15 protein-coding genes and 1 riboswitch are annotated in these 16,016 nt (G+C 65.3%); of the genes, 11 read left to right on the plus strand and 4 right to left on the minus strand.

Annotated elements, in window-relative coordinates; all coding sequences use genetic code 11:
* The first annotated feature begins 76 nt into the window (after positions 1-76).
* A complete protein-coding gene (locus NY08_RS12265) occupies positions 77-1,732 on the plus strand; it encodes a DNA repair helicase XPB (protein ID WP_032396285.1) in 1,656 nt (551 codons plus the stop codon).
* A 39-nt stretch (positions 1,733-1,771) separates the two neighbouring features.
* A complete protein-coding gene (locus NY08_RS12270; RefSeq protein WP_045196620.1) occupies positions 1,772-2,440 on the plus strand; it encodes a DUF3239 domain-containing protein in 669 nt (222 codons plus the stop codon).
* Between the two features lie 19 nt (positions 2,441-2,459).
* Here the strand turns inward: NY08_RS12270 and NY08_RS12275 are convergent, their stop codons facing one another.
* Positions 2,460-3,446: an LLM class F420-dependent oxidoreductase gene (locus NY08_RS12275; RefSeq protein ID WP_045196621.1), complete on the minus strand. Its 987-nt coding sequence runs from the start codon at positions 3,444-3,446 to the stop codon at positions 2,460-2,462.
* Between the two features lie 62 nt (positions 3,447-3,508).
* On the opposite strand from NY08_RS12275, the gene NY08_RS12280 reads away from it, so the two are divergent.
* Both NY08_RS12280 and NY08_RS12285 read left to right on the plus strand, forming a co-directional pair.
* Positions 3,509-4,681, plus strand: coding sequence for a pyridoxal phosphate-dependent aminotransferase (locus tag NY08_RS12280; protein ID WP_045200276.1), 1,173 nt, complete (start codon positions 3,509-3,511; stop codon positions 4,679-4,681).
* Positions 4,678-5,703 carry an AraC family transcriptional regulator gene (locus NY08_RS12285; RefSeq protein ID WP_045196622.1) on the plus strand — a complete coding sequence of 342 codons (1,026 nt, stop codon included), beginning with the start codon at positions 4,678-4,680 and terminating at the stop codon, positions 5,701-5,703. Before NY08_RS12280 ends, NY08_RS12285 begins: the two co-directional genes overlap by 4 nt.
* Here NY08_RS12285 and NY08_RS12290 read toward each other — a convergent pair.
* Positions 5,696-6,121 carry a VOC family protein gene (locus NY08_RS12290; protein ID WP_045200278.1) on the minus strand — a complete coding sequence of 142 codons (426 nt, stop codon included), beginning with the start codon at positions 6,119-6,121 and terminating at the stop codon, positions 5,696-5,698. The genes NY08_RS12285 and NY08_RS12290 overlap by 8 nt on opposite strands.
* A 58-nt stretch (positions 6,122-6,179) precedes the next feature.
* On the opposite strand from NY08_RS12290, the gene NY08_RS12295 reads away from it, so the two are divergent.
* Positions 6,180-6,800, plus strand: a complete 621-nt coding sequence (locus NY08_RS12295; RefSeq protein WP_032395863.1) for an alpha-ketoglutarate-dependent dioxygenase AlkB — start codon at positions 6,180-6,182, stop codon at positions 6,798-6,800.
* 13 nt (positions 6,801-6,813) lie between these two features.
* Here NY08_RS12295 and NY08_RS12300 read toward each other — a convergent pair whose 3' ends face one another.
* Positions 6,814-7,905, minus strand: coding sequence for a 3-deoxy-7-phosphoheptulonate synthase (locus NY08_RS12300; RefSeq protein WP_045200280.1), 1,092 nt, complete (start codon positions 7,903-7,905; stop codon positions 6,814-6,816).
* A 249-nt stretch (positions 7,906-8,154) separates the two neighbouring features.
* Positions 8,155-8,352, plus strand: a riboswitch (cobalamin riboswitch).
* Between the two features lie 130 nt (positions 8,353-8,482).
* Between NY08_RS12300 and metE the strand changes: the two genes are divergently transcribed.
* The 6 genes from metE (at position 8,483) to NY08_RS12330 (ending at position 14,880) form a co-directional block, all read left to right on the plus strand.
* Positions 8,483-10,738, plus strand: coding sequence for a 5-methyltetrahydropteroyltriglutamate--homocysteine S-methyltransferase (metE, locus tag NY08_RS12305; RefSeq protein ID WP_032395864.1), 2,256 nt, complete (start codon positions 8,483-8,485; stop codon positions 10,736-10,738).
* Between the two features lie 106 nt (positions 10,739-10,844).
* Positions 10,845-11,888, plus strand: a complete 1,044-nt coding sequence (locus tag NY08_RS12310) for an ABC transporter substrate-binding protein (protein ID WP_045200282.1) — start codon at positions 10,845-10,847, stop codon at positions 11,886-11,888.
* Positions 11,889-11,985: 97 nt separating this feature from the next.
* Positions 11,986-12,444, plus strand: coding sequence for a MarR family winged helix-turn-helix transcriptional regulator (locus NY08_RS12315; protein ID WP_045196626.1), 459 nt, complete (start codon positions 11,986-11,988; stop codon positions 12,442-12,444).
* Positions 12,441-12,866, plus strand: coding sequence for an organic hydroperoxide resistance protein (locus NY08_RS12320; RefSeq protein ID WP_027495882.1), 426 nt, complete (start codon positions 12,441-12,443; stop codon positions 12,864-12,866). Before NY08_RS12315 ends, NY08_RS12320 begins: the two co-directional genes overlap by 4 nt.
* A 10-nt stretch (positions 12,867-12,876) precedes the next feature.
* Positions 12,877-13,872 carry an NADP-dependent oxidoreductase gene (locus NY08_RS12325; RefSeq protein WP_045196628.1) on the plus strand — a complete coding sequence of 332 codons (996 nt, stop codon included), beginning with the start codon at positions 12,877-12,879 and terminating at the stop codon, positions 13,870-13,872.
* Between the two features lie 90 nt (positions 13,873-13,962).
* Positions 13,963-14,880, plus strand: coding sequence for a pseudouridine synthase (locus NY08_RS12330; protein ID WP_045196629.1), 918 nt, complete (start codon positions 13,963-13,965; stop codon positions 14,878-14,880).
* Here NY08_RS12330 and NY08_RS12335 read toward each other — a convergent pair.
* Positions 14,807-15,925 (minus strand): hypothetical protein, encoded by a 1,119-nt coding sequence (locus tag NY08_RS12335; RefSeq protein ID WP_045196630.1) that lies wholly within the window; start codon positions 15,923-15,925, stop codon positions 14,807-14,809. The genes NY08_RS12330 and NY08_RS12335 overlap by 74 nt on opposite strands.
* Positions 15,926-16,016: the final 91 nt, after the last annotated feature.

Below are 16,016 nucleotides of genomic sequence, written 5' to 3' on the forward strand. Positions count from 1 at the left end.
TGCACGCGCGCCCCTACCTGTGGACAATGGAGAAGTTGCGCTCTTTCGGGCGCAGCAGATGTCTCTAGGAGGAACCGTGACCGACGGCCCGCTGATCGTCCAGTCCGACAAAACGCTGTTGCTCGAGGTCGATCACGAACTCGCGGGCGCAGCGCGGGCGGCCATCGCACCGTTCGCGGAGCTCGAACGTGCCCCCGAGCACGTGCACACCTATCGCATCACCCCGCTGGCCCTGTGGAACGCCCGTGCCGCGGGCCACGACGCCGAGCAGGTGGTCGACGCGCTGGTGAACTTCTCGCGTTACGCGGTGCCGCAACCGCTGCTGGTCGACATCGTCGACACCATGGCGCGCTACGGCCGGTTGCAGTTGGTCAAGAGCCCGATACACGGTCTGGTCCTGATCAGTCTGGACCGCGCCGTGCTCACAGAGGTGATGCGGCACAAGAAGATTGCACCCATGCTCGGCGCGATGGTCGACGAGGACACGGTGATCGTGCATCCGTCCGAACGCGGCCACGTCAAGCAGATGCTGCTCAAGATCGGCTGGCCTGCCGAGGACCTCGCCGGCTACGTCGACGGCGAAGCTCACCCCATCGAGCTCGACACCGAGGGCGGCAACTGGACGTTGCGCGACTACCAGGAGATGGCGGCCGATTCGTTCTGGGCCGGTGGCTCGGGAGTGGTGGTACTGCCCTGTGGTGCCGGCAAGACGATGGTCGGCGCAGCCGCGATGGCCCGAGCGAAGGCGACCACGCTGATTCTGGTCACCAACACCGTCGCCGGTCGGCAGTGGAAGCGCGAACTCATCGCACGCACCTCGCTCACCGAGGACGAGATCGGCGAGTATTCGGGAGAGCGCAAGGAAATTCGCCCTGTGACAATCGCCACGTATCAGGTGATCACGCGTCGCACCAAGGGTGAGTACAAGCACCTGGAGCTCTTCGATTCCCGCGACTGGGGATTGGTGATCTACGACGAGGTGCACCTGCTCCCCGCGCCGGTGTTCCGCATGACCGCCGATCTGCAGTCCCGTCGACGCCTCGGCCTCACCGCGACCCTCGTCCGCGAGGACGGCCGCGAGGGCGACGTCTTCTCGCTGATCGGACCCAAGCGGTACGACGCTCCGTGGAAGGACATCGAGGCACAGGGCTGGATCGCGCCTGCCGAGTGCATCGAGGTTCGCGTCACCCTCACCGATGCCGAGCGCATGTCCTATGCCGTCGCCGAGCCCGAGGAGCGCTACAAGCTGTGCTCGACGGCGCACACCAAGATCGCCGTCGTGAAGTCGATCCTCGCCAAACATCAGGACGCTCCGACGTTGGTCATCGGCGCGTATCTCGATCAGTTGAACGAGCTCGGTGAAGCGCTGAACGCTCCGGTCATTCAGGGCTCGACCAAGAACAAGGAGCGTGAGGTGCTGTTCGACGCGTTCCGCAAGGGCGAGATCCAGACGCTCGTGGTGAGCAAGGTGGCGAACTTCTCGATCGACCTTCCGGAAGCCTCTGTGGCAGTTCAGGTTTCGGGAACGTTCGGCTCCAGGCAAGAAGAGGCGCAGCGCCTCGGCCGATTGCTCCGGCCGAAGCATGACGGCGGTCAGGCGCATTTCTACTCGGTGGTCTCCCGCGACACCCTCGACGCCGAGTACGCAGCCCACCGTCAGCGTTTCCTCGCCGAACAGGGCTACGCCTACCGCATCACCGACGCGGACGATCTGCTCGGTCCGGCGATCTGAGACGTCGGGTCCACTCGGGACCGTGCTAGGAATACCTCTGTGCGCAAGTTCGAGTTCCCTGTAGACGTAGCCCACGCGAAGTCGGTCAACGAGACGTTCACCGAGCTTCGTCGGCTGCGTTCCTCCGCAGCGCTGACCGCCGTGTTCCTCATCGCGCTCGGGTCCTGGTTCATCTGGATCGCCGCTCCGTGGTCGTACATCCTCGGCGCAGTGTTCCTGATCGGTGCGGCCACCTCACTCTGGGTGATGCTGTGGGCACCCCGAAAGATGGGTTCCATCGAATCGCAATATGCTGCAGGCGATCTGGTGCCGGCGATGGTGGCCGAGAAGCTACCGAGCGGAGCGATACTGCTGGCTCTGATCGACATCGCGAAGCCGGAGGTGGACGAGCCGCACTACGTGTTGATCACCCGCGTCGTGCGCACGCTTCCCGGCCACGCCGTCGAGCGGGGCGCTCAGGTACCTGCGGTGTCGGTTCTCGCGGACCGTGGCCGCAACACCGGTGGGCGAACGTGGCAGTTGGCCACGGCGATGCCCATCGCATGGGGAACCACCGATCCGGGGGTCATCGCGCGGGCAGTCGAGGAGATCACCGAGGGCGAGTGGGCGTTGCTGCACGCCAACATCGGCCTGTCGGAGAAGGTCCGCACCGCCAAGAACCAACAGTTGCTCATCGATCCTGCGGATCTTCCCGACGACCTGCGCTGAACCGAACCGCATCCCCGGCCTAGGCCAGGGCGGGGATCACCTCGCGCTCGAAGAGTTCGATACCGGACCGGTCGTACGCCGCTTCGGGGAAGTAGAAGATGCCGTACGTCATCCCTTGTTCCTGCAGCGCCGTCAGATTCTCGACGATCTGCTCAGGAGTTCCCACTGCGGTCATCCCGCGGTACGCGTCGAGGGCACTGTGGGCCTTCTCTGCACCCACGTACTCGGTCAGGCGACTTTCGAGGGCGCGCAGTCGGTCTTCCACCTCGGCCTCGGTTGCACCGATGGCGACGTTGTAGTTCGCCGAGCGGACGATGGCATCGAAATCGGTACCCACGGTTGCACAATGTTCACGCAACAGAGCGGACTTGGTGGCGAAACCGGTGGGGGTTCCGTCGAAGTTGGTGTAGTTGGCGTACTTCGCGGCGATCTTCAGGGTGACCTTCTCGCCGCCACCCGCGATCCACAGCGGGATGCCGCCCTCCTGCAACGGCAGGGGTCGCACCACGGCACCGTCGATCTCGTAGTACTTTCCGTCGAGGAACACCTCGCCGGCCGTCCATGCCTGCTTGAAGATCTGCACGCCCTCGTCGAGCCTGCCCAATCGTTCTCCGGCAGAGGGAAATCCGTAGCCGTAGGCTCGGAACTCGTGCTCGTGCCAGCCGCCGCCGATGCCCATCTCGACGCGGCCGCCCGACACGATGTCCACGGTGGCAGCAACTTTGGCCAGGTAGGCCGGGTTGCGGTACGCCATCGCCGTGCACATCTGCCCGAGCCTGATCCGCGAGGTGGACGCGGCCAACGCGGACATCAGCGACCAGGCCTCGTGCGTGGCCTCGTCGGTCGCGGTGGGAACGGTATGGAAGTGGTCGTAGACCCACAGAGATTCCCACGGACCGGCCTCGGCGGCGAGCGCGTGGTCGCGCATCGCACTCCACTGCCGGGCAGGGTCGATACCGACGAGATCGAGACGCCACCCCTGTGGCACGAACAATCCGAATCGCATGACAGGCACAGTACAGACGCAGGGCGAACGACCGGCTGCCGTCTGTGAACTACGCTGCAGGAATGTCCGAGTCGTTCCCCTCGCGCACAGTGGCACGGTTGCGCCCGTTCGCATCGACGATCTTCGCCGAGATGACCGCGCTCGCCGTCCGGAAGAATGCCGTCAACCTCGGGCAGGGCTTCCCGGACACCGACGGCCCACCCGCCATGCTCGAAGCCGCGCGCCAGGCCATCGCCAGTGGCCTCAACCAGTACTCCCCCGGCCCTGGCATGCCGGTGCTGCGCGCTGCCATCGCCGAGGACCGGTCGGCGCGATTCGGTCTGCGCCACGACCCCGATTCGCAGATACTCGTCACCGTCGGTGCCACCGAGGCGATCTCGGCGTCCCTCCTCGGTCTGATCGAGCCGGGCGACGACGTCCTGCTGATCGAGCCGTTCTACGACTCCTATGCCGCCGCCATCGCTCTCGCCGGTGCCACCCGGACCGCCGTGTCGCTGGTCGCCGACGGCAACGGGTGGACCGTCGACACCGACGCCCTCCAACGCGCCATCGGGCCTCGCACGCGCATGCTGATCGTCAATTCCCCGCACAATCCCACCGGCACGGTCTTCGACCGCGACACCATGATCCGCATCGCCGAGATCGCGGTGGCACACGATCTGCTGGTCCTCACCGACGAGGTCTACGAGCATCTCGTCTTCGACGGCCGCGTACACACGCCGATCGCGACACTGCCCGGGATGTTCGAGCGAACCGTCACCGTCTCGAGCGCCGCCAAGACCTTCAACGCCACCGGGTGGAAGACGGGGTGGGCGTTGGGGCCTGCCGAACTGATCGACGCCGTCCGCGCCGCCAAACAGTTCATGAGTTTCGTCGGCGGTACTCCCTTCCAACCGGCCGTGGCCTACGCGCTCGAGCACGAACAGGCCTGGATAGCCACGATGCGCGACGGCCTGCAACGCAAGCGGGACACGCTCTCGGCCGCGCTCGCCGCCGCAGGAGCAGATGTAAAGTACAGCGCGGGAACGTATTTCGTCTGTGCCGACATCGCGGCGATCGGGCGCGGTGACGCCTACGAATTCTGCCGTGCCCTCCCGGACCTGGTCGGCGTGGCGGCGGTTCCGGTGACCGCGTTCGTCGACGAGCCGGGCCCGTGGAAATCATTGGTGCGCTTCGCTTTCTGCAAGCAGGACGAGGTTCTCGCCGACGCAGCCGAGAGGCTACGAAAATTGTGACTGCGCAACCGACGATCCCGGCGTACTTCGTCAGGCAGGCCGTCGACCTCGCGACGAAGAGCGGGGTGGACCTGACCTACCCGCTGTCGATGGCCGGCATCGGTTCCACCATCCTCGACAATCCTGCGGAGCGCCTGACCACCCGGCAGGTCACCGCGTTCACCCAGGCGGTCTGGGCGATGACCGGCGACGAACTGTTCGGCCTCGCCGCAGTTCCGGTGCGACGCGGCAGCTTTCGCGTGGTGTGCCAGACGCTGATACACACCGAAAACCTGTGGGCTGCGCTGGTTCGGATGTCCGAGACCATGCGGGTGCTGATTCCGGTGCGCCCCATGACGATGGACCGAACCGAGGAATCCACGGTGTTGACCGTGCACGTCACCCCCACCACCCACCTGAGCCCGGAGGGAAACGAACTCGCCGAGCGACTGCTGACCGACTTCCTGTTGATTCTGCTGCACCGATTCGCGGCGTGGCTCATCGGCAACCGGGTCAAACTTCTGTCGGTCCAACTGCCCTACCCGCTGCCGGGACCCGAAGCGGGAAAGATGTACGACGCCATCTTCGGCACTCATGTGGAGTTCGGAACCGATCTGGCCACACTGGAATTCGACAGCGCAGTGATGCGGGCACCGATCGTGCAGACCGAGGCGACGCTGGCGGACTATCTCGCGGAGTCGCCCAATCTACTGTTCTCGTCTCGAGATTACGACAGCACGGCGTCGAGCCAGGTCCGCCGCGCCCTGGAAACCGGTTTCAAAGGTGGAGCACCGGGAACCGACGAGATCGCGGCGATGCTCAACATCAGCCCACCGCACCTGCGACGCATTCTTCGGCAGGAGGGCACCTCCATCAACCAACTGCGCGAAGAAGTACTGCGCGATGCGGCGATCTCCGGGCTCAGTCGCGGCGACAGCGTCGACGACATCTCGACCCGCCTGGGGTTCTCCGAGCCCAGTGCCTTCCGCCGGGCCTTCAAGCGATGGACCGGCCAGACTCCCGGTGCTTACCGGCTCAACTGACGCAGAACTCGTTGCCCTCCGGATCGGTCATGGTGATCCAGACACTGGGGCCTTGGTGTCCTCGATGCAGTACCGATGCACCCCGGGCCTGCAGTTGCGTGACCACCGTCTCGCGCTCGTCGCCGACGCGGATGTCGAGGTGCAACCGATTCTTCACCGTTTTCGGTTCGGGCACCGATTGGAACAACACCCGCGGACTGCCGGGCGACTCGGGATCCGAGATGCCGGCGCCCGCCCGCCACACCAGAACGCCCTCGAAGACGGTCGTGTCCTCTTCGCGGGCGTGACCCGCGGCGACCATCTCACGGATGAAAGTCTCGTTGCTGGGTTCGACCTGCCAGCCCAGTGTCTGCGCCCACCACTTCGCCAGCGCATGGGGGTTCGAGCTGTCGACCACAACCTGAAGTCCGTATCCCATGCGGGCACGATACCGCCACTCACTGGTAATGGGAACACCTGTTCGATACAGTCGATCCATGTCGCTCGCGATGCAAGGCTCCCTGTTCGGTGACGACGACGGTGGCGTCGGATCGCTGCAGTCCGTCACCCGCCGCGAACTCACGCTCGGGGCGTGGGTGGACGTTCGACCGGGCTGGTTGGCCGGTTCCCACCTGTTCGATTCGCTGGTGGACGCCGTCGATTGGCGAGCCGAACGTAGGCAGATGTACGACCGCGTGGTCGACGTGCCGCGCCTGGTTCGGTTCTACGCCGAGCGCGAACGGTGGCCCGACGCAGCCCTGTACGACGCACGCGATGCGCTCGACGATCACTACCGCACCGAACTCGGTGAATCGTTCGCCACCGCCGGACTGTGCTACTACCGCGACGGATCCGACAGCGTCGCCTGGCACGGCGACAACATCGGTCGCAGCGCCACCGAGGACACCATGGTCGCGATCGTATCGCTGGGTGCCACACGGCAACTCATGCTTCGACCGCGTGGCGGCGGAACGTCGCTGAAGTTCACGCTGGCCCACGGGGACCTGGTGGTGATGGGCGGCTCGTGCCAACGCACCTGGGAGCATGCGATTCCCAAGTCGACCCGCGCGATCGGCCCACGCATCAGCGTGCAGTTCCGACCGCGCGGGGTTCGCTGACGGGCCGGGTTCGTCAACGAGCGGTGATCGAGTTCCGTCGCTCCACCACCGCTGCGCCCAACGTGTCCAATTGCGTTGCCGTCGTGTCCCAATCGAGGCAGGCGTCGGTGATCGACTGCCCGTACACCAGCTCGTCCCGGTGGCCGAGTTCGAGATCCTGACGGCCCGCGACCAGGAAGCTCTCCAGCATCAGTCCGACGGTGCCGTGTTCGCCTGCCGCCACCCGAGCGGCCACGTCGGTGACCACGTCGACCTGCTTGTTGTGGTCCTTACGACTGTTGCCGTGGCTGGCGTCGATGACCACCCGCTCCGGCAGACCCGACTTACGCAGTCGCGCAACGGTATCGGCGACCGATTCGGCGTCGTAGTTCGGCCCGTCGACACCGCCGCGCAGGATCACGTGGCAGTCGGGGTTCCCGACGGTGCGGATGAGAGCCGCCTGACCGTCGAGATCGGTGCCGGGGAAGACGTGGCTCGCGGCGGCAGCGCGGGTGCCGTCGACCGCAACCTGGATGTCCCCCTCGGTGGAGTTCTTGATCCCCACCGGCATCGACAACGCGCTGCACAGCTGCCGGTGCACCTGGCTGGCCGCCGTTCGCGCACCGATTGCGCCGTAGCTGACCAGGTCTGCGATGTACTGCGGGGTGATCGGGTCGAGGAACTCGCACCCGACCGGCAGACCGAGCGCGGAAATGTCGAGCAGCAGTTGGCGTCCCACTCGCAGACCGGCGTTGATGTCGAAGCTGCCGTCGAGGTGCGGATCGTTGATCAAACCCTTCCAGCCCAGCGTCGTTCGCGGCTTCTCGAAGTAGACGCGCATGACGATGTGCAGGCGATCGCCCAGTTCGGATGCCTTGGCGGCGAGGCGTCGGGCATAGTCGAGAGCAGCGGCGGTGTCGTGCACCGAGCACGGGCCGACGACGACGATCAGCCGATCGTCGCGGCCGTCCAGCACGTCGACCACGCCGGCGCGGCCGGTACGGACCGTGGCCGAGATCGCGTCGTCGACGGCATGCTCGCGGCGCAGCACCGACGGAGCGATCAACGGACTGATGCTGATGGTCCGCTGATCGTCGAGAGGTGGGGTGTCGAGAGAGAGTGTCATGAGAGGGCGTTCCTGTTCCCAGGCCGGCTCCTCATGCTCCACACGCACTTCGAGCCGGTCTGTATCCGGCTCGTGGGGTGGAAGTTCAGCGCATGGCGTCGCTGGCTGACCCACCCGGGGCCGGCCTGCTAAACCAGAAATACGTGCGCTGCATGAGAGCACCGTAGCAGACGCTTCGTCGATGCATCTATGCTCGTCCCTGCAGTCGGTTCGCCAGGTGGTCATGAGGAGCCCCGAAGTTCACCACGGCGCCGAAGCGATGCGTGCGGTACGGCGCGTCGTGAGAGGGAACCCGGTGAGAGTCCGGGACTGTCCCGCAGCGGTATGCAGGAACGACCGCCGTCAACAGCACTGAAGAGGCCTCTTCGGGAAGCGACGGCCAGTAGGAGTGGACTGTTCGTCCACGTGCCCGCGAGTCCGAATACCTGCCGTCTGTGCTGTGCACGCCGTGCGCAGCGGTTCACCGCCTCGTGGAATGGGCGCGTAACCCTGGTACGGCTGCTCGTGGGGCTCTCCGGGATGCGCGCGCCCGAGAAGGCGGTGCGCCATCGATGCAGCAGTCACTTGGAGAACTACCGTGAGTATCGAATTCACCGCCACCGTGCTCGGTTCCGCCCGTATCGGACCGAACCGAGAACTGAAGAAAGCCGTCGAATCCTACTGGGCCGGAACGCTCGACGCAGCCGCACTCGAATCCGTCGCGCGAACATTGCGCGAGAACACCTGGCGAGAACTCGTCGCTGCCGGACTCGATTCCGTTCCGGTGAACACCTTTTCGTACTACGACCACGTGCTCGACACCGCGGTCATGCTCGGCGCACTACCCGAGCGGGTTCGGAGCATCGACAGCGAGCTGGACCGCTGTTTCGCCGCCGCCCGAGGCAACGAGACCGTCGCACCACTGGAGATGACCAAGTGGTTCGACACCAACTACCACTACCTCGTGCCCGAAATCTCCCCGGCGACAACCTTTTCACTGCATCCCGAGAAGGTGCTCGCCGAGCTCGAAGAAGCTCGCGCGCTCGATGTCCCGGCTCGACCGGTCGTCCTGGGACCGGTGACGTTCCTGTTGCTGTCGAAAGCAGTCGGCAGCAGCGCCCCGCTACTGGACCGCCTCGACGAGATTCTGCCGCTGTACGCGGAGCTGCTGACACACCTCGCCGATGCCGGGGCGAAGTGGGTCCAGCTCGACGAACCTGCGCTCGTGGCCGACCGCACGCAGCACGAGATCGACTGTGCGAAGAAGGCTTACGACTACCTGAGCGCAGTGTCGACAAGGCCTGCCATACTGCTGGCGTCGTACTTCGGTGACCTCGGTGCGGTACTGCCCGTGCTCGCGTCGACCGGTATCGAGGGATTGTCGATCGATCTGACGGTGCCGGGCACCGTCGAGCACGTTGCCGTGATACCTGCGCTCGCGAGCAAGCACATAGTCGCGGGCGTCGTTGACGGGCGCAACATTTGGCGGACGGATCTCGACAAGGCGCTGGCAACGTTGGCGAGCCTGTTGGGTAGTGCCGGCACGCTCGCGGTGTCGAGTTCGTGTTCGCTGCTGCACGTTCCGTACACCCTCGACGGAGAGACCGACATCGTCGATCCGCTCCGATCCTGGCTGGCCTTCGGTACCGAGAAGGTTGCCGAGGTGGCCGTCCTCGCGAGGGCGCTGCGAGAGGGCACCGAATCGGTGTCGTCCGAGCTCGAGCAGGCCCGAGCCGCGCTCGAGACTCGTCGCACCGACCCTCGTCTGCACGACGCGGCCGTTCGGGCACGTCTCGACGCGGGAATCTCCGTCGACCGCACCCCGGCCGAGGAACGCTGCCGGGCTCAGGCTGCGCGACTGGACTTGCCGTCGTTGCCGACGACCACCATCGGTTCGTATCCGCAGACCACGCAGATTCGACTCGCTCGGGCAGCCCTGCGCACCGGTGAGATCGACGACGCCGAATACGTATCCCGGATGCAATCCGAGATCGCCGATGTCGTTGCACTGCAGGAGAAGATCGGCCTCGATGTGCTGGTCCACGGCGAGCCCGAGCGAAACGACATGGTGCAGTACTTCGCCGAGCAGCTCAGTGGCTTCGCGGCCACGTCGAACGGCTGGGTCCAGTCGTACGGATCTCGGTGCGTTCGGCCGCCGATTCTGTACGGCGACGTCTCGCGCCCGAAACCGATGACCGTGCACTGGTCCGAGTACGCGCAGTCGCTCACCGACAAGCCGGTCAAAGGCATGTTGACCGGCCCGGTGACGATTCTGGCGTGGTCGTTCGTCCGAGACGACCTACCGTTGGCCGAATCCGCAGCCCAGATCGCCCTGGCGATTCGCGACGAGACGATCGATCTGGAGGCAGCGGGTATTCGAATCGTCCAGGTGGACGAACCTGCCCTTCGTGAGCTCCTCCCCCTGCGCTCGAAAGACACAGCGGCGTACCTGGACTGGGCCGTGCGATCGTTCAAGATCTCGACATCCGGCGTGTCCGACCACACGCAGATTCACACGCATCTGTGCTACTCGGAGTTCGGTGAGATTATCGACGCGATCGCCGACCTCGACGCCGACGTGACGTCGATCGAGGCGGCCCGCTCGCACATGGAAGTACTCGACGACCTGAACTCGATCGGATTCGACCTCGGTGTCGGCCCCGGCGTGTACGACATCCATTCACCGCGGGTGCCGAGCGTCGACGAGATCACCGAATCGCTGCGGGCGGCATTGAAAGCAGTTCCTGCCGAACGACTCTGGGTCAACCCCGACTGTGGACTCAAGACCCGCGGCGTGGCGGAGGTCGAGCGGTCGCTGAGAAACATGGTGCAGGCGGCGGCCGCGCTGCGCTGACCCAGGTGAGCGGAACTTCGACCCCTGCTACGAAGTTCCGCTCACCTCGTTCGCCCCGTACAGGCTAGGCTTACCTGCCTACGCCCGATCTGTGAAAGAGAACGAAGTGAAACGTCTACTCCTGGCCACCACGATCGCCGCGGTCACCGCACTGACCACTGTCGCCTGCGGCGGCACCGCCGAGCAGACGGCCACTCCCTCCACCGCGTCGACGTCGGTCACAGCCGATGCGGCCACCGACGCCCCCGGCCCGACCGGCATCCCCGACGGCATGGGTTCCGGTGCCGCGGACGGCGTGTTCCCCCGCACGGTCGGCCACTTCGGCGGCTCGACCGAGATCCCCGCCGAACCGAAGAAGATCGTCGTGATCGCCACCGGCCAGCTCGACGCAGCTCTCACCCTGGGCGTCGTACCCACCGGAGTCGCCTACGGGGACGGCGCCGCACTGGTCCCGGACTACATCAGCTTCTCGTTCCCGCAGTACGCGGATCGCATGTCGCAGTTCGTCGACGTCGGCAACCGACAGGAGGTCGACATCGAGGCCATCGCCGCCATCGAACCCGACCTCATCCTGGCGAACAAGACCGGCTCCGAGGACATCTACCCGACACTGTCGACCATCGCGCCGACCGTGCTCACCGAAGGCACCGGAGTGAACTGGAAGCAGGACTTCCTCCTTCTCGCCGACGCGTTGGGCCGAACCGATCAGGCTCAGACCTTCATCGACACCTTCACCTCCGACGCTGCGGCACTGGGTGGTTCGTTTGCCGACACCGGCGCACCCACGGTCTCGTTCGTCCGCTTCACCGCCGATCGAGCGCGAGTGTTCGGCATCCCGTCGTTCGCCGGATACATCGCCTGGGACGCCGGACTGGCGCGCCCGGAAAGCCAGCAGTTCGACAAGACCTCGCAGGATTTCAGCGAGGAGGAAATTCAGCTCGCGAACGCGGACTGGGTGTTCGTATCGAGCCAGGATGCCGGAGCCGATTCCAGCGCCGCGTCGTACACCACCAACCCGCTGTGGACCGGAATGAGCGCGGCAACCGAGAACCACATCGTGCGCGTCGACGACGACCCGTGGTACCTCAATGCAGGCCCGACGGCGGCAACGATCGTGCTCGACGGCCTGAAGAGCGCCCTGCAGAGCTGACCCCCGTGTGCATGGAACTTCGTAGCCCACTACGAAGTTCCATGCACATCGAGCAGGTAGGTTGCGCACAACTTAACCGTGCACTACTGTTCTTGACGTGACCAACGAACTCGCACTCGACCGTCAGGTGTGCTTCGCGCTGTACTCCGCATCGCGGGCTACCACCGCGGTGTATCGCCCGATGCTCGACGAGCTCGGCGTCACGTATCCGCAGTACCTCGTACTGCTGGTGCTGTGGGAACGGGACGGGCGCGGCGTCAAGGACATCTGCGCCGAACTCGATCTCGACACCGGCACGCTGTCGCCGATGCTCAAGCGCCTCGAAGGCCTCGGTTTCATCGAGCGCCGACGCCTGAGCACCGACGAACGTCGGGTCGAGATCCACCTCACCGAGACCGGAAGTGCCATGCGCGCAAAGGCACTCGACATTCCACGAAAGCTGGCCGAGAAGACCGGCATGGACGTCGACGATCTCGTCAAACTCAAGGAGTCGCTCGACGCATTGACGAGCGCTCTGCATCACACCGATTCCGGCACGACAGAAGGAGCATCATGAAGACGATCTACACCGCCGAGGCACTGGCCACCGGTGAAGGCCGAAACGGCCACGCCCGCACTTCCGACGGACGGCTCGATCTGGACCTCGCCATCCCGGAGGCCATGGGCGGCAGCGGCAACGGCACCAACCCCGAGCAGCTCTTCGCCGCCGGCTACGCCGCATGCTTCCACTCCGCGCTGCAGATGGTCGCTCGTCAGGACAAGGCCGACGTCACCGATTCGGCCGTCGGCGCTCGTGTCGACATCGGCCCCAACGACGCGGGCGGCTTCCAGCTCGCCGTCACCCTCGAGGTGACCCTGCCCAATTTGAGCCGCGAGAACGCCCAGGCCCTGGCCGACAAGGCCCACCAGGTGTGCCCGTACTCCAACGCCACCCGCGGCAACATCGACGTCACCGTCACAGTCACCGAAGACGAGTAGAGGAAATCCCTTGAAGGCACACGAAATTCACCTCGCGTCCCGCCCAGAAGGCTGGCCGACGGAAGACAACTTTCGCGCGGAGGTCGTCGACCTTCCCGAACTCGCCGACGGGCAGATCCTCGTCCGCAACATCGTGATGTCGGTCGATCCGTACATGCGTGGGCGGATGAACGATGTGAAGTCGTACGTCCCGCCGTTCCAGCTCGACGCCCCGCTCGACGGCGGTGCCGTCGGCGAGATCATCGAATCCAAGGCCGAGGGTTTCGCTGTCGGCGACGCCGTTCTGCACGGTAAGGGCTGGCGCGATGTCGCCGTCGTCCCCGCCAAGGGCGCAAGCAAGGTCGATCTCTCGGCCGCGAAGGCGTCCGCATACCTCAGCGCACTCGGAATGACCGGCACGACGGCGTACGCAGGCCTGACCGAAGTCGCTTCGTTCAAGGAGGGCGACGTCGTCTTCGTCTCCGGCGCTGCAGGCGCAGTCGGTTCGCTCGTCGGACAGATCGCCAAGGCCCTCGGCGCATCTCGGGTCATCGGCAGTGCCGGATCCCCCGCCAAGGTGGCTCGCCTGCTCGAGCTCGGCTTCGACGCGGCGTTCGATTACCACGACGGCCCGGTTGCCGAGCAGTTGCGACAGGCAGCACCGGACGGCATCGACGTGTACTTCGACAACGTCGGCGGCGAGCACCTCGAGGCCGCCATCGGTTCGATGAACAAGTACGGCCGAATTGCCATGTGCGGAGCCATCGCTCAGTACAACTCGACCGAACCGACACCGGCACCGCGCAACCTTGCCCTCGCCATCGGCAAGGAGCTGACGCTCAAGGGCTTCATTGTCGGCTCCTACGCGCACGTGACCGAGGAGTTCCGCTCGAAGATGACCGAGTGGCTGGGCAGCGGCGTAGTCGAATTCGACGAGACGGTCGTCGACGGTCTGAACAACGCCCCCTCGGCGTTCATCGGCCTGATGAAGGGCGAGAACACCGGCAAGATGGTTGTCACCATCTAGGTAGAACCCGAACGGTTTCACCGCAGACCACACCCCGGCCGGAATTTCCGGCCGGGGTGTTTCCATGCCCAGACCGATTACAGTCGGTGCATGCCCGCCGCTCCCCTCCCGTTGCGCGACGGCCTCGATCCCACTCGGGTGCGGATGCCGGAGGTCGCGACCGGAGCGACGGTGCTCGAGTACCTGCGCGCCCGGTTCCCGCAGGACGCCGCCCGACTGACCGAGAAAGTTGCGGGCGGCCAGATCGTCGACGCAGCAGGCGTACCCGTCGATTCGACGACCGTCGCGAGACCGCGGGCGGACATCTACCTCTACCGCGACCCGCCGGTGGAGCCGACGGTTCCGTTCTCACTCGACGTCCTCCATCGCGACGAGAACTTGCTCGTCGTCGACAAGCCGCATTTTCTGGCCACCACTCCGCGCGGCGCATACATCGCTCGCTCGGCCCTCGTTCTGCTCCGCCGCCGATTCGACCTGCCCGAGCTCAGCCCGGCGCACCGTCTGGACAGGCTCACCGCAGGGGTTCTGGTGTTCACCGTGCGACAGCAGGCCCGCCGGCCGTACCAGGAACTCTTCGCTCAACGCACCATCACCAAGCAGTACGAGGCGATTGCCCCACGCTCCCGGGACATCGACTTCCCGCTGACGGTACGCAGCCGAATCATCAAGGAGCGCGGCGTTCTTCAGGCCCGAGAGATACCGGGCGAGCCCAACGCGGAAACACTCGTCGAGCTCGTCGACACGTTCGGATCCCACGGCCTGTACCGATTGCGTCCGCGAACCGGAAAGACGCATCAACTTCGAGTTCATCTGTGCTCGTTGGGCATTCCGATCGTCGGCGACAATTTCTATCCATCGTTCCGTGAGGTCGCCGACGACGACTACTCCGACCCGCTTCGCTTGCTGGCGCGTTCGATCGAATTCGTCGATCCGCTCAGCGGCCTGATTCGACGGTTCGAGAGCAATCGGAGTCTCGATCCGCCTGCGTCGCAGCAGCTTCCGACGTGAGCTCGGCGGTACGGACGGTGATTCGATGCGAGATGACCGCGAGCGCGAACAGTCCCACCGCCACATTCCCCAGCGCGGCGAAACCCTCCTGAGCGAAGTCCACGAGGGCGTTGAGAAGAGTGAAGATCAACGCGGACACCCGGAGGGTTCGCAGCGGCCAGAGCGGTCCTCGAACACGTAAGCACAGCATCGCAGGCAGCGCCGTGACGAAGGTGAGGCAGGCACTGACGAACAGGATCCCGCTCGCGATTCCCATTCTGTCGACGTCGATCGTCAGGTCGCGTCGATCGATGTGCAGGTCCCCGATGACGAGCTCGACGATCCCGAACACCACCCCCGCCCCGGAGAGCAGAACCAACCCCCACCCGACGACGGGAATCCACCGGGCGCTGGTGAAGAACGCGGGAATCAGCCGGGGAACGACATTTTTCAGCGAGTGGGTCCGCGACGTCGACTGTCGAGCGCGGCCGAGCAACAGTCGGATCCCGGCCACGGTGTCCGCGTCGGCACCCTCGGCCTCGGCCCGCGCGACCATGCGTAGCGCCCAGTCGCGTCGATGCTCGGGTAGGCCGTGCGCGACGCCGTCGGCTGCGATCGCAGCCGCGTTGGCCAGGGATTCGTCGACCGAGGGCCGGCGGAACTCCCGAACGATCCTGCTGAACACCAACAGCAGCACCACCAGGACGTACATGATCTCCGACGAGGGTCCGTAGAAGTAGTCGTTGTCCTTGGTGACGAATTTGCCGACTTCGTCGAGAAAGAGCCCGAATCCGATTCCGCCGAGCACCACCGTGAACACTCGAACGCCGAACCCGGTGAACATCCACCCGATCAGCAACGCGAGCATCATCGCCGCGCCGCCGTACAGGGCGTGAGCGATGTGCAACGATTTGCCCCCGACCTGGGGATAGTCGGTCAATTCCAGGTAAGCCCTTGTGATCAGAATGGTCGCGATGGCGACGACCATGAACGCCTCGGATGCACTGCTTCCGTAGGCATCGCGGATCATGCCACTGCGGTATGTGGTCCCCGGACGACCGGTCATCGATCGAGTATGTGCCGCCTGCCGTCGCCCGCGGGCCGTTTTCGCGGGCCGTTTTCGCGCCTCGATGTTTCCTGGGTTGACAAACCTCGTT

The organism is Rhodococcus sp. B7740 (assembly GCF_000954115.1).
Classification (GTDB): domain Bacteria; phylum Actinomycetota; class Actinomycetes; order Mycobacteriales; family Mycobacteriaceae; genus Rhodococcoides.